Here is a 19661-nt window from a genome sequence, read left to right as displayed (position 1 = left end):
GTTACAAAGTCATGGGAGATGAAGATGGCAGGAACATTATATTTGGTAGCAACACCGATTGGAAATCTGGAAGATATGACATTTCGTGCGATCAGAACATTGAAAGAGGTGGATCTGATCGCAGCAGAAGATACAAGAAACAGTATTAAGCTGTTAAATCATTTCGAAATACAGACACCAATGACAAGTTATCATGAATATAACAAGTTTGATAAAGGTCGTAAACTGGTGGAGAAGCTGGAAGAAGGACTGGATATTGCGGTAATTACAGATGCAGGTACACCTGGGATCTCTGATCCGGGAGAAGAACTGGTGAAAATGTGTTATGAAACAGGGATTCGAGTAACTTCTGTTCCGGGACCGGCGGCATGTGTTACAGCGCTTACAATGTCAGGACTTCCGACAAGAAGATTTGCATTTGAGGCATTTCTTCCGACAGATAAGAAAGAGCGGGAAGAAGTTTTAAAAGAGATGGCTGCTGAGACAAGAACGATCGTAATGTATGAAGCACCGCATCGTCTGGTAAAGACTTTGAAACTTCTTTCAGAGCGTCTGGGAGATCGAAAAGTAACGGTTTGCAGAGAACTGACCAAAAGGCATGAGACAGCATTTCAATCAACACTTGAAGGAGCAGTAGCTTATTATGAGGCGAATGATCCGAAGGGAGAGTGCGTGATTGTAATTGCAGGGAGAAGCCGGGAAGAAATCCGTCAGGAAGAAAAAGCGCGCTGGGAAGATATGAGCATCGAAGATCATATGGAGCATTATATTTCTCAGGGGCTCGATCGCAAAGAAGCAATGAAAAAGGTCGCGAAAGACCGCGGCGTTCAGAAGCGAGAAATTTATAATTACCTGGAGAAGCAAAAATCATAAGAAGTATGTTTTGAGAGTTGCCAGGGTAAAAAAGGAGAGGACAGCTTAAATGCTGTCCTCAATTACTTTTCCGTCTTTCATAAAGATGATACGAGAATTCAGGGAAACGGCTTCTTCGTAGTTATTTGTGACATAAAGAACCGTGATTCCAAGCTCTTTGTTAATCTTGAGAATATCATGGATCATATCTTTCCGAAGATCATCATTCTGATGGGCAAAATCTTCATCTACAAGCAGAACTTTTGGGTGGCAGACAATAGCACGTCCAAGTGCGACACGCTGACGTTCAGAATCGGAAATAGAACGGATCTTTTTCGTAAGAATGTCTGAAATTCCAAGAAAAGCGGCAGCAGTCTTTACGCGGGTATTGATAACTGTACGCGGAAGATCACGAAGCTTCAGTCCAAGTGCCATATTATCATATACATTCATGTACTTGTAGAGAGCGTAATTCTGAAATGCCATGGCAAGCTTCCGGTCGCGTGGAAGAATGTCATTTAAAAAGGTATTATCAAGATAGATCTTTCCGGAAGTAATATCTTCCAGGCCTCCAATCATCCGTAAAATTGTAGATTTTCCGCATCCGCTTGGCCCGTGGAATACAACAAATTCACCGTCCTCGATCGAGAGGCTGACATCGTCTACAGATACGAATCCGTTCGGATATACTTTTTTCAAATGTTCAAATATTAAGCTGGCCATACACAACGCCTCCTGTATCTTATATAGTTGTATTTTATCACAAATAAAGAGGGGATGCATTACTGTTTGGAAACAAATTTCAGCGATGTATAAATAAGGAAGCCAATGCATAAAATTAGAGAAATAACTGTCGGAGTCTGCTATGTTGATTCAATTTTGGAAAAGGCGGAAGAAGCAGTGTGTAAGTATTGTATGTAGTATCAGTATTCTTTTCAGTTCTATTTTCTTTTTAAACGGTTGTGAAGCAACATTTTTAGAAGAAAAAAAGAGCAGTAAAGAGGTGGAGAATGAAAGATTTACATCGTTTACAGAAAAATTGTTTTGCAAAGAGGTGGCTGCAAGCCAGATCAGTCTGCACTATACATTAAAAGAGCCAGAAGCGTATGGAATTGATAAAGCGGATACAGCATATGGAACGATACAGACAGACAGTACTCAGATTAAGACAGCAGCGGAGAATATACAGCAGGCATTGTATACATTTTCTTATGAAAAACTGAATGTAAAGAATAAAATTACATACGATCTGTTAAAGCAATATCTGAGAAGTTTGAGAGAAGAAGCGGATTATCTGTATTATGAAGAACCGTTAAATACAGTCAATGGAGTACAGACGCAGATTCCAATTGTATTATCTGAATATCAGTTTTATGACAGGACAGATGTGGAAGAGTATCTGGATGTTTTAAGTGAGACAAGGGATTATTTTCAACAGATCATTGCATTTGAAAGAGAAAAAGCAGACAAAGGATTGTTTTTGTCAGATGAAATGGCGGATCAGGTGTTAGAACAATGTAATGCATTTCTTGCAATGGGAAATGGAAATTATCTGTACTCGACATTTGTGTCCAGAATTGGTGAATTACAGGAACTGTCTGAAAAAGAAAAGAGTGATTATATTCAGCAGAACGCCAGGCAGATGGAAGAGCAGGTTTATCCGGCGTATGAGAATTTGATACAGGCGGTTAAGGAATTGAAAGGGAAGGGAACGAATGAAAAGGGATTGTGTTATTTTCCGGAAGGGAGAAAATACTACGAATGGTATATACAGCAGAGTGTAGGAGTGACAGACACAATTCAAGAGCTTGAGCAACTAACACGCAGACAAATTTCAGAAGATATTACCGGTATGGAAGAAGCAGTCAACGAAGCGAAGCAGGCAGCAACAATATTGGAAGATGGGAAAGCAGAAAGAATTTTAGAAAAGTTAAAAAAAGGGATAGGGACTGCATTTCCTGAGATTCCAAAAACTTCTCTGCGGATAAAATATGTACCGGAGGAAATGCAGGAACATTTAAGTCCCGCATTTTATATGATACCGGCAATTGACTATACAGAAGAAAATGTAATTTATGTAAACCAAACACAGATGCGAGATGATTTGGCACTGTTTACAACGTTGGCACATGAGGGGTATCCGGGACATCTGTACCAGACAATATTTTTTGAAAGCACGAATCCTGATCCCATCAGGAGTATTTTAAATTTTGGCGGATATGTAGAAGGCTGGGCAACTTATGCGGAAATGTGCAGCTATTATCTGATGCCGTTATCTAAGACTCAGGCAGCAATTCTTCAGAAGAATAGTTCAGTGATTCTTGCACTTTATGCATTGGCAGATATGGGAATCCATTACGAAGGATGGAGCAGAATGGATACAGTAGAATTTTATGCAAAATATGGGATTAAAGATGCTGAAACGGTTGATAAAATCTATAATCTGATTCTGGGATCGCCGGGAAATTATTTGAAATATTATATCGGATATATAAAATTTCTGGAGTTGAAAAAGGAATGGATAAAATCTGGAAATCAATCCCAGAAAGAATTCCATAAAGCTGTGCTGAGTGTGGGTCCGGCGCCTTTTGAAATTGTAGGAAAATATTTTTCTCTGTGATTCATTCTGTGTTATAATATCCACAGGCACAAAATAATAAGAGGCGGTGTCTCAAGAAAAGAGTCACTGCTTTTTTCATTTATTATAGAGAAACTATTTAGAAAGACAGGAGGACGTGAAAAATGAAATTAATGATTGCATCTGACATCCATGGCTCAGCATTTTATTGTGAACAGATGATTGAGGCTTATAAAAGAGAAGGCGCAGACAAATTATTATTGTTAGGAGATATTCTTTATCATGGACCGAGAAATGATCTGCCGGAAGGATATGCACCGAAGGAAGTGATCGCAATGCTTAATCCAATGAAGAAAGAACTTCTCTGTGTGAGAGGAAATTGTGATACAGAAGTGGATCAGATGGTATTGGAGTTCCCAATTCTGGCAGATTATTGTTATCTGAATCTGTCAGGAGATCCGGAAGAAAAGAACAGTGATGTTACAATATTTGCAACACACGGACATGTGTATAATCCACATAAGCTTCCGATGCTGAAAGACGGAGATATTTTGTTGAACGGACATACGCATATTCCGGCATGTGAGGAAATCCTTGATATGAACGGTGGAAAATATCAGTACTTAAATCCAGGTTCTGTCTCGATTCCGAAGGAAGGATCCGAGCACAGTTATATGATTTATGAAAACGGTGTATTTACATGGAAGAATCTTGCAGGAGAGGAGTATCAGACATGGAAGACCGTTTCGCACTCTTAATCGATGCGGATAATGTATCTGCAAAATATATTAAGCCAATCCTGGATGAATTATCTAAATATGGAAACGTGACTTACAAACGAATTTACGGAGACTGGACAAAGTCAAACAGTGCGAGTTGGAAGGAAGAACTTCTTCAAAATTCTATTACGCCGATTCAGCAGTTCAGTTATACACAGGGAAAGAATTCTACAGATTCTGCCATGATCATTGATGCAATGGACATGCTCTATACAAGTGAATTGGAGGGGTTCTGTCTGGTATCGAGTGACAGTGATTTTACAAAGCTTGCAAGCCGGCTTCGTGAAAGTGGAAAGATGGTAATCGGAATGGGCGAGGACAAGACACCGCTTCCGTTCCGTAAAGCCTGTGATATCTTCACCGTATTAGAGGTGCTTCTGGAAGACAACACGATAGAGAAGGAAGAGAGTGAAGGAAAGTTTTATCATCCGCATGTGTTTGGAAGGGGACAGAAGAAAATTTCCGGTGCTTCATTATCATCGTCGAAGGGAAGAGGTTCAAAAGAAAAGATTGAAAAGGTATCAAAGGAAAAAATAGAAGAAATCGTGGTTAAGATCATTACGGAAAACCAGAATAACGACAGGGAAACCGGGCTTGGTGAAGTTGGAAGCCGGCTGGTCAAAGTATATCCGGACTTTGATGTTCGACGTTATGGTTACAGTTTGTTATCCAAGTTCCTTGAAACTTTACCGAAATTAAAGCTGATCCAGGAAGGAACGAAAGTTTCGGTTACTCTGTATGAAGATAAGAGTAAGAAAGATATGCTTGAAGAGTATATTATCCGACAGATCCAGATGACAGGGGATCAGGGGATCTCTCTTGGAACACTGGGGAATCGAATTCGTATTCAGTTTGGTGATTTTAAAGTACGGGATTATGGATACTCACAATTTAAGCAGTATATACAAAGTTTTCCAAAGGTAGAATTGATCGAAGATGGAGAGCGTACCCGCGCTGTTTATGTGGAAGATTAAAAGTAGAGAGAATAAGATACAGAAGGGGGTGCTGATTAATGATAAAGAAATGGAACGCAGTATGTTCCTGGATGCTTACGTTATTCTTACTTGGACATATGCTTACCATGTCCATTCCTGTGTTGACAGGTGGACAGGATTATTCTGATTGTCAGATACTTGCAGGAGGGATTGTGGCGACAGTTTTGATTCATGTAGTTTTTTGTATTGTAAGTTATTATCCAAGACGTGGAGTACTTAATTTTCACAGATACAGGAAAGAGAATTGGAGATTAATTACGCAGAGAATCAGTGGAATTGTTATACTGATTTTATTGTATCCACACATGAGAGTACTTCATCTTATAATAAGTGGAGCATCATTTTCTGGTGGAGCAAAGTTTCTTGTATTAGTGACGGAGATTCTCTTTGCAGGTGCGGCATTTCTGCATCTGAGTGTATCGTTCAGCCGTTCTATGCTGACGCTTGGTTTGTTGAAGAACGATAGGATGGAGAAGCTTGTGGATTATGTAACATGGATCATCTGTGGATTATTAATGGTTCTTACGGTGGCTGCGCGGATAAGATTGTAGGAATAGGTGAGATTTTTAGGAAAGAGAAGATGACAAATGAAGGTATTGATTATAGGAAATGGAATTGCCGGGATGTCTGCTGCAATAGAAGCAGCAGAACTTGATGATGAGGTAATTCTTGTATCACCGGTTCAGTCAGAACGTACACAGTCAGTTATGGCAGCAGAAGGAATCAATGCAGTAGTTGATACCGCAGAGGAGGATTCTGTAGTGTGGCATGCGAATGATACGCTGGAGAGTGGGTGTTTTCTTGAAAAAGAAGAGGATGTGAGAAATCTCTGTGAGAAAGCACCGGAACATCTGAAATGGCTGGATGAGATGGGAGTTCTTTTTGATCGAAATGAAGATGATACATGGAAAGTGAAAGCTTCCGGAGGACAGAGTAGAAAAAGGACTGTTTATTCAGGTAATTCCATTGGAAAACAGATTGTTACGGCAATGACACAGAAATGCCTGGAGTATGAGATTAAAGGTAAAATAGAAAAGAAAATCGGATTGTATTTTTATTCCGCTCTTATTCGGGATGAAAAGTGTTATGGAGCGTTATTTTATAATCCAGAATCTAAAATGTTGATTCCGGTTTATGCGGATGCAGTAATCTGTGCTACCGGTGGAATGAACAAGCTATATGGAAAAACCACTGGATCTGAATTAAATGATGGTTATGTGACAGGAAAGCTTTTTTTACAGGGAGTGCAGCTGAGAAATCTCGAATTTATCCAGTATTATCCGACCACGGTTCAGAGAGGAAATAAGAGGGTTATAATCTCGGAATCTGTCAGAAGTGAAGGTTGGAGACTTTATTATAAGAATAGAAGTCACAGTGTTTATTTCATGGAAGAAAAGTATGGTACGGAAGGCAATCTGATGTCAAGAGATCTTGTCGCAAGAGAAATTGCAATGTGTCCCGGACAGGTTTATCTGGAGAATGCAAAAGAATCGATCCCTGTAACGCCGGCAATCCATTTCTTTATGGGTGGTATTAAAGTGGACGGAATGCATCAGACGAATATTGCAGGATTGTATGCTGTGGGAGAAGCTGCGTCAAAATATCATGGTGCAAATTGCCTTGGTGGAAATTCATTGATGACAGCAGTTCATTCGGGAAGAACAGCAGCGCATGCGGTGCATGAGGGACAGGGTCAGCCGATGTGTGAAGAATTGTTTGTTCCTTATATTGAGCATGAGCAGGAGAAAATTGAGCGTATGGAACAGATGTCAGAGTATCGGGGCAAGTATTCAGCGACAGCAACACTGCGTAAATTAATGAAGATCATGAGTTATGGCATGGATTTGATCCGTGATGGAGAAGTTCTTCAGGATAGTATTTACGCATTGGATTCCAGCTTGAATGAGCTGAGGACATTTCCGATTGATCCAATGGTATCTGTTTATGAAAATTACAGATTATATCCGATGGCTGTTCTTGGAAAAGCGACACTTATGAGTGCTGTGGAAAGACGTGAATCAAGAGGAGCTCATTTCCGAAAAGATTTTCCAGGTGAAAAATCAGAATTCATGAAATGTTCCGTTGCAGAGTTTAAAGATGAAAAAATCAGGATTTATTTTGAACAGGAGTCAGGAGAAAAGGGAGGCGCTGTGAGATGAAAGTAAGAATCAAAAGACAGGATGACCGAAGATCAGCGCCGTATTGGCAAGTTTTTCATTTCAGAGGAGAGGGAAGAATTACAGTAGCCGCGATTCTCGAGAAGTTAAATGAACGTGACCAGCTGGAAGATATCAAAGGAAAACAATGTAGAAAAATCCGTTGGGAATGTGGTTGTATGCAGAAAATGTGCGGAGGTTGTGCAATGGTGATCAACGGGCATCCGGCATTGGCATGTGGAGTGTTCATTAATACAGATGATACAGAGATTTTAAGGCTGGAACCACTTACAAAATTTCCGGTTGTGGAAGATCTGATTGTTGACAGATCTGTAATATGGGAACGCCAGAAGGAAGCACTGATGTACCTTGGAATTCGGAAACATCCAGATCCGAAAGAGCATGATCATCAGTATTCGGCAGCAAAGTGTCTGAAATGTGGACTTTGTCTGGAAGTATGTCCGAATTATCTTGGGGCAAAAGATGATTTCTATGGCGCAGAGTTTGCAAATAATGCGTATCTTCTGCATTCTTCCAGTCTGAATCGAAAGCGGGCATTGGAGAAACAGTATGAAGAACATTTTGCGAAGCAATGTTCGAAATCACTGGCATGCAGAGATATCTGTCCGGCGCACCTGCAGACGTTGTCGTCGATTTCTTATATGAATAGAAGATAGAAATGAGTCAGGTATTATTCGCTGGATGCGGTTTCTCAGTGGGAAATGCAAGGAGAACTTAAAGAAAATGGCAGAAAAAGAGAATTAAAATCTATAAGGGGCGGGTACAGTACAATGTATCCGCCTTTAAAAATTAATGAGTTGTTAAATAAATTGATTGGCATAACGATTAATAATTCTTCAAATATCTAATAACTTTTTCGGTCACAGCGTTCTGATACTTTCCTTTTCTCCAGATAACACCAATGCGCTGTTCAATTGCAGGAAAGGCAGGTATCCCGACAAGATCAGGGTACATATCCACCATAGATTTATATAAAAAGCAGCCAATCTTATCTGCCTTTACCATGTTGATCAGTGTTGTGATCTGGCTGGTGTTCAGAACAATGTGTGGGTTTACTCCTGCGGCCTTGAACTGACGAGTCAGTGTCATAACCTGGACAGAATCAGTGTTAAACAGAACCAATGGCTCATCAGTCAGCATGTTTAAAAGAAGCGTGGATTGTTCTGCAAGTGGATGATCCTTTGATACGCAGAAGAGCAGATCTTCATTATCAATAATATGAAGGTTGCATTTATTAATCGCAGACTGTTCTGCATTGACGATCGCAAGATCAAGCTTCTCCTCTAGAACAAGTTCACAGGCTTTGATCGATCCATATTCATATAGGCGGAAATCTACGTCAGGGAATTTTTCCTTCAAAGAAAGATACATATCCGGCAGGTAAATGGTTCCAAGCATTGGCGGGATTCCGATGCGGACAGGTGTAATCTGCTTACGGAGTTCGTGCAGTTCAGATCTGACAGCATCCGCATGAGCCAAAAGTTCTTCGGCATTTTGATAGAACTTTTCACCTTCCGGTGTCAGAGTCAGTTTATTATTGTTTCTATAGAAAAGATTCACGCCGAATTCTTCTTCCAAAGCTTTGATCGCGTTAGATACCGAAGGCTGGGTAACAAAAAGCTCTTTGGATGCGCGTGTGATATTGTGGTATCTTGCAGCAACACAGAAATATTCGAGTTGTGTCAGTTTCATTTGTAAAAATCTCCATTTCTTATCTGTAAAGAATCACTATTGTAAAGTATTTTTCCATTCAAAGGAGAATGAGAACAATTCTCAAAGACCATATTTAAAACGTTGTGTGATAAAGGTTTCCATAGTTTTTTCTTATAGTACCATATTTTTTTCAGAATGTACATTTTCGATTGTATTTTCTATAATACAACCATAGCAGAGAGGTAATCGAAACGGCCGGAAATTACTTAAAGCGAAGCTAAAAATAATAGCTGAAAAAGATTTGAAAAAGTTAAGAAGTAAAAGAAAAACAGAAACAAAGGAATGGAGGAAAACATATGAGTCCATCAACAATAACTCTTCTGTTTCTCCTGTTTGCGGTAATCATGTTTGTATTAGAAAAGATACCGCTTGGAGTAACATCAATGATTGTCTGTATCGGTCTTGTAGTGACTGGGGTTTTAGACGTGAAAACAGCCTTTGCAGGGTTCATTGACAGTAACGTAATCCTTTTTGTAGCAATGTTTATCGTAGGAGGTGCGTTATTTGAAACAGGAATGGCGAATAAAATCGGAGGAATTGTTACGAAGTTCGCCAAGACAGAAAGAATGCTGATCATTGCGATTATGGTGATCGTAGGATTGATGAGCGGAATCCTGTCAAACACAGGAACTGCAGCAGTCCTGATTCCGGTAGTTATCGGAATTGCAGCAAAATCAGGATACAAAAGATCCAGACTTCTGATGCCGCTAGTATTTGCAGCAGCAATGGGAGGAAATCTTTCCCTGATCGGTGCACCGGGAAACCTGATCGCACAGAGTGCACTCAGTGAAATCGGACTAAAATTTGGATTTTTTGAGTATGCAGTTGTCGGTATGCCGATTCTGATCGTAGGAATTATTTTCTACGCAACAATTGGTTACAAACTGCTTCCAAGTCATGATGTGAAGGATGACGGAGCTTTTGATACAACAAAGAATTTCGATAATGTGCCGAAATGGAAACAGTGGTTATCACTGATTATCCTGGTATTTACATTGCTGGCAATGATTTTCGAAGATAAAATCGGTATCAAGCTTTGTATTTCCGGTGGAATCGGAGCACTGCTTCTGATCCTCACAGGAGTTATCTCAGAGAAGGATGCGCTTAAGTCAATCGATCTTAAGACAATCTTCCTGTTCGGTGGTACACTTTCCCTCGCATCTGCTCTTCAGGAGACAGGAGCCGGAGAAGTGATCGCTAATAAAGTAATCGGAGCGTTGGGTGCGAACCCATCTCCATATATCCTGACACTTGTTGTATTCCTGCTGTGTTGTATCATGACAAACTTCATGTCAAATACAGCAACAACAGCACTGATGGTTCCAATCTGTCTCTCAATTGCACAGGGGATGGGAGCGGATCCAAGAGCGGTACTGATGGCATGTGTAATCGGTGGTTCCTGCGCATATGCAACACCAATCGGAATGCCTGCGAACACAATGGTAGTCGGAGCCGGTGGATATAAGTTTATGGACTATGTAAAAGCAGGATTCCCATTGATCATCATTGCAACAGTTGTAAGTATGATTATCCTTCCAATCGCATTTCCATTCTTCCCGTAAGAAGACATGTTGTTGGAGTGAGATATAAAAGAAACTATAAAACAATGAACTAACCTAATCATCAAAGTTACTGGAAATTGCAGCAGTAATGAAAGGAGACCTAAAAATGGATAAAAAAGCACAGGTAGAGCAGCTTACTACTTATATGGCGAACTTTGTTTCCTATATTGGTAAAGTACTGCCGGATGACATCAAAGCAAAGATTGACGAGCTTGCAGAAAAAGAAGACAGCCCGCTTTCAAAGGTTATTTATCAGACAATGCAGAAGAACCAGGTTCTTGCAAAAGAGCTGAACAGACCAAGCTGTCAGGACACAGGAGTATTACAGTTCTGGGTAAAATGTGGAACAAACTTCCCGCTTATTGGAGAACTGGAAGGACTTTTAAAAGAAGCAGTTGTGAAAGCGACATTTGAAGCTCCGCTTCGTCATAATAGTGTTGAGACATTTGATGAGTACAACACAGGAAAGAATGTAGGAAAAGGAACACCGACAGTATTCTGGGATATCGTACCGGACAGTGATCAGTGCGAAATCTATACATACATGGCAGGTGGCGGATGTACACTGCCAGGAAAAGCTATGGTTCTTATGCCAGGCGAAGGATACGAAGGAGTTACAAAATTTGTCCTTGATGTTATGACATCTTACGGACTGAATGCATGTCCTCCGCTGCTTGTCGGAGTCGGTGTTGCTACATCTGTTGAGACAGCAGCATTACTTTCCAAGAAAGCTCTTATGAGACCGCTTGGAAGCCACAATGAAAATGAACGTGCAGCGTCTATGGAGAAACTGCTTGAGGATGGAATTAACGCAATTGGACTTGGACCTCAGGGAATGGGCGGAAAGTATTCTGTTATGGGAGTTCATATTGAGAATACAGCAAGACATCCATCCACCATCGGAGTTGCTGTTAATGTTGGATGCTGGTCACACAGACGTGGACACATTGTTTTTGATAAGGACCTTAACTACACAATCACAACACATTCGGGGGTGACATTATAATGCTGGAAATAAAAGATGGAAAAAAGATTTTAACAACACCAGTCTCAGCTGAGGATCTCAAAGATATTCATGCAGGAGACATCATTTATCTGAACGGAAGTATGACAACTTGTCGTGACGTTGCACACAGAAGACTCGTTGAAGAAGGACGTGAGCTTCCGGTTGATGTAAAAGATGCAGCAATCTTCCACGCAGGCCCGATCATCAGACCACTTGAGAATGACAAATTTGAAATGGTTTCTGTAGGACCGACAACAAGTATGCGTATGGAAAAATTTGAGTATGAATTTGTAAAAGAGTCCGGAGTTCGTGTGATCATCGGAAAAGGTGGAATGAAAGAAAACACAGAGCGTGCATGTAAAGAATTCGGAGCAATCCACTGCGTATTCCCAGCAGGAAATGCTGTTGTTGCAGCAACAGAAGTTGAGGAAATCGTTGATGCTCAGTGGAGAGACCTCGGAATGCCTGAGACACTGTGGCACTGCCGCGTAAAAGAGTTCGGACCACTGATCGTATCTATTGACACAGAGGGACGCAACCTGTTTGAAGAGAACAAAGTAGTCTTTAATGAGAGAAAAGAAAAAGCGATCGAAGAGATCTGCAAACATGTAAGTTTTATTAAATAAGTTGTGTCAGGACATTAAAGTTTACTCGAAAAATCTGAGCCGCTCATGCCTGAAAAGCGACTCAGATTTATGAAATCAGAAATTAAACCAATTTTACTGCCATGTAAAAATATACCATAAAATATAAGCCAAATGATCTGTTCGGCCAGGGACAGATGAAAAAGATATCGGAGCACACGAAAAATGTAAGTGTGCTTCGATATCTTTTTTGTTTTGCAAAATCTATTTATTTTGTTCCGAAAATGCGATCCCCGGCATCCCCAAGTCCCGGACAGATGTAAGCATCTTTGTTCAGTTCTCTGTCAATATGTCCTACGTACAGCTGAATATCCGGATGTGCTTCCATCAGACGTTCTACGCCCTCCGGAGCAGCAATGATAGCCATGAATTTGATCTTCTTTCCGCCATGTTGTTTGATAAAATCAACAGCAGCAACAGCAGAACCACCTGTAGCAAGCATAGGATCTGTAACAACGATCAGACGTTCAGAGATTGGGCTTGGCAGTTTGCAGTAGTATTCGTGTGGCTCATGTGTCTCCTCATCACGATACAGACCAATATGACCAATCTTTGCAGTCGGGACTAAAGCCTGAAGACCGCTTACCATTCCAAGACCGGCACGTAAGATTGGTACAATAGCAAAGTTCTTGCCTGCAATCTGTGGGGTCATACATTTTTCAATCGGTGTTTCGACTTCCACATCTTCTAATGGAAGGTCTTTTAAAGCCTCATATCCCATTAACATAGCAATTTCTTCTACCAGCGCACGGAATTCAGCAGTTCCTGTATTTTTGTCTCTTAATCGGGAAATCTTATGCTGAATCAGTGGGTGCTTCATCTCAATTACATTATTCATTTTGAATTCCTCCATTCATTTTCTGCCCCCTATTATAACGAGTTTCTTGTTTTGAGACTACCCCTTTTTTTAATAAAAGGGACTTTCGAACAAGATTATTGAAAGTTTGTCGAGTTTTATTTCATGCAATGAATAGGTAGCTTGAGTTTTACAAGATATTAGAGTAAAGTAATATTAAAAGAAGTCAAGAATTTCTACAGGTACTGTTCAAGGTAGTTGTGCCCTCAATGGCATAAGATATGAAGTGGTAGAGAGGTGAAAAAATTATGAAAAATTATTCAGAAGATCCGAGCAGACAATACCATATTCAGGTAGCAAAAGGAGAAGTTGGACGTTATGTGATCATGCCGGGAGATCCAAAACGTTGCGTTAAGATCGCACAGTATTTTGATGATCCGGTTTTGGTAGCAGATAACAGAGAGTATATTACTTATACAGGAACACTGGACGGAGTAAAGGTAAGCGTTACATCTACAGGTATCGGTGGCCCGTCTGCATCAATCGCTATGGAAGAGCTGTACAAATGTGGAGCAGATACTTTCGTAAGAATTGGAACATGCGGAGGAATGCAGACGGAGATTAAGAGTGGTGATGTTGTAATCGCAACTGGTGCGATCCGTATGGAAGGAACATCCAAAGAATATGCACCGATCGAGTATCCGGCAGTAGCAGATCTTGATGTCACAAATGCACTGGTTGCAGCAGCAAAAGAGAAAAACTTCACACATTATACAGGTGTTGTTCAGTCCAAAGACGCATTTTACGGACAGCATGAGCCAGAAAAAATGCCGGTAGGATATGAACTTATCAATAAATGGGAAGCATGGAAGATGATGGGATGCCTTGCATCTGAGATGGAATCAGCAGCAATGTTTATCTGTGCATCTAAATTAAGAGCAAGAGCAGGTTCTTGTTTTCTTGTTGTTGCAAATCAGGAAAGAGAGAAACTTGGTCTTGAGAATCCAGTTGCTCATGATACAGATATGGCAATCCAGGTAGCCGTTGAAGCAATTCGCAAATTGATCAAAGCAGACCAGGAAAACAAATAAGAAAACAGGTAGTAGCATATGAAAGAAAAGAGGAGGCTGTGATGGAACAGGTTATGGTTGAGAAATTGATCGATACAGCGATTGAGCAACTTAAGTTTTCCTATACACCTTATTCGAATTTTAAAGTTGGGGCAGCGCTTTTAACAAAGAGCGGAAAGATCTATACAGGATGTAATATAGAAAATGCATCTTATACACCAACAAACTGTGCGGAGAGAACTGCATTTTTTAAGGCGGTAAGCGAAGGTGTTCGTGATTTTCAGGCAATCTGCATTGTCGGTGGCAAAGATGGAAAATTGACGGAATACACTGCGCCATGTGGTGTATGCCGTCAGGTCATGATGGAATTCTGTAATCCGAAGACATTCCAGATCATTCTTGCAGTGGATAAAGAACGATATGAAATTTATACTTTAGAAGAGCTGATGCCTCTTGGGTTTGGACCATTAAATTTGGTATAATATATACGAATTAAAAGCTGACAAAGGAAGGGGGATTTAACAATGACAAGGGAAGAGATTATAAAATTGCCAAAGGTGGAATTGCACTGTCATCTGGACGGATCACTGAGTCGGGAATTTGTTGGAAAGAGACTGGGAAGACCGGTAGGAAGAGAAGAACTGAGTGTGTCAAATGACTGTACCAGTCTTGCAGAATACCTGGAAAAGTTTGATCTGCCGGGGCAATGCTTACAAGATGAAGAAGGTCTTGAAGAAGCCGGTTATGATGTGCTTAGAAGTATGAAACAGGAGAATGTGATTTATTCTGAGATCCGTTTCGCCCCCCTTCTTTCAGAGACAGATGATATGAATTGTAACAAAGTGATAGAAGCAGTCCTAAGAGGTCTTGAAAGAGGCAAGAAAGAGTTCGGAATTGACTTCGGCCTGATTGTATGTGCGATGCGGCATCACAGCGAAGAAATGAACTGGCGCATGATACGTACAGCGAGAGAATATCTTGGCTCAGGATTGTGTGCAGCAGATCTTGCAGGAGCAGAAGCCATCTACCCTATGTCAGAGTTTAAAAATCTGTTCCAGAACACCCAAAAGATTGGGATGCCGTTCACAATCCATGCAGGGGAGTGTGGAAGTGCTCAGAACATCATAGATTCCGTGGAAGCTGGGGCAAGAAGAATCGGTCATGGAATTGCAATGAGAGGACATAGTGATCTGATCAAAGAACTTGCCGAAAAAGGAATCGGGATCGAGATGTGCCCAATCAGTAATCTGCAGACAAAAGCAGTAGCAGGACCGGAGGAATACCCGATCAGAGAGTTCTTGAATGGCGGTTTAAAAGTAACGGTCAATACGGACAATCGTACGGTCAGTGATACAACAATGACAAAGGAACTGGAATTTATTCAAAACACATACGGAATTCAAGATGATGAAATCTATCTTTTAATGAAGAATGCAGCAGATGTGGCTTTTGCGGAAGATTATGTAAAAGATAAATTGTATCGGATAATGAGGGAAGTTTATGGCGCATAAGTATTTACACGAAATGTTACCGGTTTTCAAGTTCAGAAAACAAAGAAAAGGAGTGTGGAAATTATGTATAAGAAATTAGTTACATGTCTTGAAAGTGTAAGAAAGAAGATCGATTTTAAACCAGAAGTGGCACTGATTCTCGGATCCGGACTTGGAGACTTCGCAGATGGGATCAAGATTGAGCAGACCATCGATTATACAGAGATTGAAGGATTTCCGGTTTCTACAGTAAAGGGACATAAAGGACGCTTTGTATTTGGTTATGTAGAGGATACACCGGTTGTGATCATGCAGGGACGTGTTCATTATTATGAGGGATATAAGATGTCTGATGTTGTTCTTCCGACACGTTTGATGGGAATGCTTGGGGCGAAGAAGATTCTTCTTACAAATGCGGCAGGTGGATGCAATCCATCTTATAAAGCCGGAGATTTCATGATGATCACAGATCATATTACAACAGGAGTTCCAAGTCCACTGATCGGACCGAATATTGATGAACTTGGAACAAGATTCCCGGATATGAGTGAAGTGTACAGCAAGCGTCTTCAGGATGTGATTCGTAAATGTGCAGCGGAGTGTGGCATTGAGATTCAGGAAGGCGTTTACGTTCAGTTTACAGGACCGAACTATGAGACACCGGCAGAAATAAGACTTGCACAGAGCTGGGGCGGAGATGCAGTCGGAATGAGTACCGCATGTGAAGCTATGGCAGCACGTCATATGGGTATGGAAATCTGCGGAATTTCCTGTATCACAAATATGGCAGCAGGAATTTCAAAAGTTGAATTGAACCATAAGGAAGTACAGGAGACAGCAGACCGTGTAGCAAAATCATTTAAGGAACTTGTTACAAAGGTCGTTGTAAACATGTAATGGGGTGTGATTTTTATGAAAAAATATAATCGAATTTTTACAATTGTGATCGATTCATTCGGAGCAGGAGCAATGCCGGATGCTGCAGAGTATGGGGATGCAGGAACAGATACAATGGGACATATTTCTGAGTCTGTGGATGAATTTCATATTCCGAATCTTCAGAAACTTGGAATCGCCAATTTGCATCCACTGAAACAGGTGGCACCGATAGAAAGACCGATGGGATACTATTCTTTCCTGAAAGAAGCAAGTACCGGAAAGGATACGATGACCGGACATTGGGAGATGATGGGACTTCATATCACGAAGCCATTTAAGACATTTACAGAGACGGGATTTCCGAAGGAATTGATTGACGAACTGGAAAAGAGAACAGGACATAAGGTAATCGGAAACAAGAGTGCCAGTGGCACGGAGATTCTTGATGAACTTGCAGAAGAAGAGATTGCAACAGGTCATATGATCGTCTATACATCTGCAGATTCTGTATTGCAGATCTGTGGAAATGAGGAGACATTCGGACTGGATGAGCTTTACCGCTGCTGTGAGATTGCACGTGATATTACGATGAAAGATGAGTGGAAAGTCGGACGTGTTATTGCAAGACCTTATGTTGGAAAGAAAAAAGGTGAGTTCAAGCGTACAAGTAACAGACATGATTATGCGCTGAAACCATACGGAAGAACAGCACTTAATGCACTCAAAGATGCAGGATATGATGTGATCTCAGTCGGTAAGATTTTTGATATTTTCGATGGAGAAGGTCTGACAGAATCAAATAAGTCCAAAAGTTCTGTTCACGGAATGGAGCAGACAATCGAAATTTCAAAAAGAGATTTCAAAGGCTTGTGCTTTGTAAATCTTGTGGATTTTGATGCATTGTGGGGACACCGCAGAAATGTGAAAGGATACGCAGAGGAACTTGAACGATTTGATGTGAAATTAGGAGAATTTCTTGGTGGATTGAGAGAGGATGATCTTCTGATCATTACTGCAGATCACGGAAATGACCCGACGCACACAGGAACAGACCATACAAGAGAAATGGTTCCGTTTTTTGCATATTCTCCATCTATGGAAGGATACGGAAAACTGCCGGATTCAGATACATTTGCAGTGATCGGTGCAACGATTGCAGATAATTTCGACGTAAAGATGCCGGAGGGAACGATCGGAGCATCTATCTTAGATGAACTGAAATAGAATAGCTGAGAACGAAATAATACAAAAAGCAAATTCTTCGGAGTTTGCTTTTTGCATTTTACGGAAGTGAAAAAATGTAGTATAGTAAATTTGAATTGAGCGGTACGGCAAAATGCGGAGGTTGATAATTTCCACCTTAAGGTAATGAAGTTTAGAACAAGGAGACAGAGAAAAATGGATGAAAGATTGAAACGACAGCTTGATTTTGCATTGGAAATAGATAAGGAAAAAAATATTCTGAGACAGACACATCTCTCAGAGCATGGCAGACGGGAAAACGATGCAGAACATGCATGGCATATGGCGATCATGGCATATCTTTTCAGAGAGCATTCAAACGAATCGGTGGATATTGCAAAGGTAATGCTGATGTGTCTGATCCATGATATTGTGGAGATCGATGCGGGTGATACGTATGCATATGATACAGAAGGTTTGAAAACTCAGAAAGCAAGAGAAGATGCGGCGAAGGAAAGAATTTTTTCAATCCTTCCGGAAGATCAGAAACAAGAGCTGATTTCTCTTTTTGATGAGTTCGAGGCATTTGAAACAGCGGAATCTAAGTTCGCACATGCAATGGATAATCTACAGCCGCTGATGCTGAATAACAGCAATGGTGGAAATGATTGGAAAGAGCATGGAGTGTATGCTGAGCAGGTTTATGGCCGTCAGAGAAAGACGAGACTTGGATCGGAAAAAATATTTGAAGTTGTAGATCAGATTATCCAGGAAAATGTAAAAAAGGGAACAATTAAAGAGTAAAATGTGAATAACTTTCTTATAAAATGAGAGGAATGTGGAAAAGAATAGCAGCTGTCTAACAAGTGTGTTGTAAGAACAGCTGCTATTCTTTTTGAGAGGGCAAAAATCAGGTGAAAAACTATTTATAATCCATTACCAGAAACATTGGCTTGATTGCAACGATTTCATCATACTCTTCTTTTTCAACTGTTACATTAGAATTCAGAGCTTTCAAATCATCTTTTAAAACCGTGAGTGCTTCAGGAATCGTTTGTGCACGGCCATCCTTCATGATATCCTGCATTCTCTTTAATACGACCGGATGTGCGTAATGTGCTGGAACCGGAAAGTCAGGATATTTCTGGATATAGGCTTCCATTTGCTGGATGGATCGTTCCAGCTGATTTTCGATATATTTTTTATTGTTTTTGGAGGTTGGCAATACATTCGCTCCTGCGAACAGAAAAATTGCTGCCAATCCAAATAACAGGAAATACATACCGAATCCGGCATGAGTCAGAAGGGAGTAGATTCCATAAAGGAATGCTCCGATGCCCAATATTACAACAGCAAGAGCGACCCATTTATAAGCGGGATTGCTTCTGTCATAGGTTCTCTTTTTCTTCGCCGACAGGCTCAGATCCATGTAGTAATCGGATTGCTTTTTAAGATAATTTTCTGCGCGTTCAAGCTTGGTAAGCCGCTTTTTGATTTCTTCCGGAAGAATGCGTTCGCGCTGCTTTTCTTCCAGCCATTTTCTTTTTTCTTCCAGTTTTCGCTCGGCTTCTATGCTGTGCAGCGGAATCTGAGGAAATCTTTCTTCAATATAAGCCAAAAGACGATCCACATCTTCTTCATGTTTGAAGTTACATTGTTTTTCTTTTCCATTTTCATATACAACTACGAGATAGGATAACGTTCCAAATGCTCCTTTTCCTGTAAAACCACCTTTGCTCATGGCAATTCTTTTAAATATTCTTTCTATGGAAGAAATTGGTATGTAATAACGTCTGTCAAAATAAAAACTGTTTAAATAAATTGCTTTTTCCCCAACACCGCAAGGGCCTATTTTTTTGCAGTTTTTTTTGTCAGTGGTTAATTCAGCATCCGGGATTGTTACAGTTCCAAGTCGTTGTGGTTTAAACATAATATCAT

The 19661-nt window shown here is 40.5% G+C and carries 20 protein-coding genes; 16 read left to right on the top strand and 4 right to left on the bottom strand.

Annotated features, from left to right (window positions below; all coding sequences use genetic code 11):
- The first annotated feature begins 24 nt into the window (after nt 1-24).
- A complete protein-coding gene (gene rsmI / locus LI162_RS11445) occupies nt 25-873 on the top strand; it encodes a 16S rRNA (cytidine(1402)-2'-O)-methyltransferase (protein WP_015529429.1) in 849 nt (282 codons plus the stop codon).
- A gap of 45 nt (nt 874-918) precedes the next feature.
- On the opposite strand, the gene LI162_RS11440 is transcribed toward rsmI, so the two are convergent.
- The gene (locus LI162_RS11440) at nt 919-1575 is read right to left on the bottom strand and encodes an ABC transporter ATP-binding protein (protein WP_020436774.1); all 657 of its coding nucleotides are present in this window, start codon (nt 1573-1575) and stop codon (nt 919-921) included.
- Between the two features lie 142 nt (nt 1576-1717).
- Between LI162_RS11440 and LI162_RS11435 the strand changes: the two genes are divergently transcribed.
- The 6 genes from LI162_RS11435 to LI162_RS11410 all read left to right on the top strand — a co-directional run bounded on the left by LI162_RS11435 (nt 1718) and on the right by LI162_RS11410 (nt 8037).
- A complete protein-coding gene (locus LI162_RS11435; RefSeq protein WP_055166495.1) occupies nt 1718-3472 on the top strand; it encodes a DUF885 domain-containing protein in 1755 nt (584 codons plus the stop codon).
- A gap of 122 nt (nt 3473-3594) precedes the next feature.
- Nucleotides 3595-4188 (top strand): phosphodiesterase, encoded by a 594-nt coding sequence (gene yfcE / locus LI162_RS11430; protein ID WP_055166492.1) that lies wholly within the window; start codon nt 3595-3597, stop codon nt 4186-4188.
- Entirely contained in the window at nt 4164-5183 is a 1020-nt protein-coding gene (locus tag LI162_RS11425; protein ID WP_055166489.1) for an NYN domain-containing protein, read from the top strand. Before yfcE ends, LI162_RS11425 begins: the two co-directional genes overlap by 25 nt.
- Nucleotides 5184-5221: 38 nt before the next feature.
- The gene (locus LI162_RS11420) at nt 5222-5755 is read left to right on the top strand and encodes a hypothetical protein (RefSeq protein WP_055166487.1); all 534 of its coding nucleotides are present in this window, start codon (nt 5222-5224) and stop codon (nt 5753-5755) included.
- A gap of 36 nt (nt 5756-5791) precedes the next feature.
- Nucleotides 5792-7363 carry an FAD-binding protein gene (locus LI162_RS11415; protein ID WP_195937567.1) on the top strand — a complete coding sequence of 524 codons (1572 nt, stop codon included), beginning with the start codon at nt 5792-5794 and terminating at the stop codon, nt 7361-7363.
- Nucleotides 7360-8037, top strand: a complete 678-nt coding sequence (locus LI162_RS11410; protein ID WP_055166479.1) for a 2Fe-2S iron-sulfur cluster-binding protein — start codon at nt 7360-7362, stop codon at nt 8035-8037. The genes LI162_RS11415 and LI162_RS11410 overlap by 4 nt, the downstream gene beginning before the upstream one ends.
- A 169-nt stretch (nt 8038-8206) precedes the next feature.
- Here the strand turns inward: LI162_RS11410 and LI162_RS11405 are convergent, their stop codons facing one another.
- On the bottom strand, nt 8207-9073 hold the full coding sequence (locus LI162_RS11405) for a LysR family transcriptional regulator (protein ID WP_020436781.1): 867 nt from the start codon (nt 9071-9073) through the stop codon (nt 8207-8209).
- Between the two features lie 317 nt (nt 9074-9390).
- Here LI162_RS11405 and LI162_RS11400 point away from each other — a divergent pair, with 317 nt between their 5' ends.
- The 3 genes from LI162_RS11400 to ttdB all read left to right on the top strand — a co-directional run bounded on the left by LI162_RS11400 (nt 9391) and on the right by ttdB (nt 12288).
- Nucleotides 9391-10656 (top strand): SLC13 family permease, encoded by a 1266-nt coding sequence (locus tag LI162_RS11400; protein ID WP_020436782.1) that lies wholly within the window; start codon nt 9391-9393, stop codon nt 10654-10656.
- 106 nt (nt 10657-10762) lie between these two features.
- The gene (gene ttdA / locus LI162_RS11395; protein WP_020436783.1) at nt 10763-11662 is read left to right on the top strand and encodes a L(+)-tartrate dehydratase subunit alpha; all 900 of its coding nucleotides are present in this window, start codon (nt 10763-10765) and stop codon (nt 11660-11662) included.
- Nucleotides 11662-12288 (top strand): L(+)-tartrate dehydratase subunit beta, encoded by a 627-nt coding sequence (gene ttdB, locus LI162_RS11390; protein ID WP_015529418.1) that lies wholly within the window; start codon nt 11662-11664, stop codon nt 12286-12288. Before ttdA ends, ttdB begins: the two co-directional genes overlap by 1 nt.
- Before the next feature lie 226 nt (nt 12289-12514).
- Here ttdB and upp read toward each other — a convergent pair whose 3' ends face one another.
- Nucleotides 12515-13144 carry a uracil phosphoribosyltransferase gene (gene upp, locus LI162_RS11385; protein ID WP_020436784.1) on the bottom strand — a complete coding sequence of 210 codons (630 nt, stop codon included), beginning with the start codon at nt 13142-13144 and terminating at the stop codon, nt 12515-12517.
- A gap of 266 nt (nt 13145-13410) precedes the next feature.
- On the opposite strand from upp, the gene udp reads away from it, so the two are divergent.
- The 6 genes from udp (at nt 13411) to LI162_RS11355 (ending at nt 18527) form a co-directional block, all read left to right on the top strand.
- Nucleotides 13411-14193: a uridine phosphorylase gene (gene udp / locus LI162_RS11380; RefSeq protein WP_020436785.1), complete on the top strand. Its 783-nt coding sequence runs from the start codon at nt 13411-13413 to the stop codon at nt 14191-14193.
- The gene (locus tag LI162_RS11375) at nt 14190-14654 is read left to right on the top strand and encodes a cytidine deaminase (RefSeq protein WP_226862442.1); all 465 of its coding nucleotides are present in this window, start codon (nt 14190-14192) and stop codon (nt 14652-14654) included. Before udp ends, LI162_RS11375 begins: the two co-directional genes overlap by 4 nt.
- Before the next feature lie 42 nt (nt 14655-14696).
- Nucleotides 14697-15683: an adenosine deaminase gene (gene add / locus LI162_RS11370; RefSeq protein ID WP_226866309.1), complete on the top strand. Its 987-nt coding sequence runs from the start codon at nt 14697-14699 to the stop codon at nt 15681-15683.
- Between the two features lie 63 nt (nt 15684-15746).
- Nucleotides 15747-16559, top strand: a complete 813-nt coding sequence (locus tag LI162_RS11365) for a purine-nucleoside phosphorylase (protein WP_020436788.1) — start codon at nt 15747-15749, stop codon at nt 16557-16559.
- Nucleotides 16560-16574: 15 nt separating this feature from the next.
- Complete coding sequence (locus LI162_RS11360; protein ID WP_020436789.1) at nt 16575-17765, top strand: phosphopentomutase; 1191 nt, start codon at nt 16575-16577, stop codon at nt 17763-17765.
- 174 nt (nt 17766-17939) lie between these two features.
- Nucleotides 17940-18527, top strand: a complete 588-nt coding sequence (locus tag LI162_RS11355; RefSeq protein WP_015529411.1) for an HD domain-containing protein — start codon at nt 17940-17942, stop codon at nt 18525-18527.
- A 118-nt stretch (nt 18528-18645) separates the two neighbouring features.
- Here the strand turns inward: LI162_RS11355 and LI162_RS11350 are convergent, their stop codons facing one another.
- Entirely contained in the window at nt 18646-19653 is a 1008-nt protein-coding gene (locus tag LI162_RS11350; protein WP_226866310.1) for an ATPase P, read from the bottom strand.
- Nucleotides 19654-19661 lie beyond the last annotated feature (8 nt).

Origin of the sequence: Mediterraneibacter sp. 210702-DFI.3.120 (assembly GCF_020561005.1) — a bacterium.
GTDB classification, from domain to species: Bacteria; Bacillota; Clostridia; order Lachnospirales; family Lachnospiraceae; genus Mediterraneibacter; species Mediterraneibacter faecis.
The sequence above is the reverse complement of the archived record's forward strand: the minus strand, read 5'-3'. Positions and strand labels throughout refer to the sequence as shown.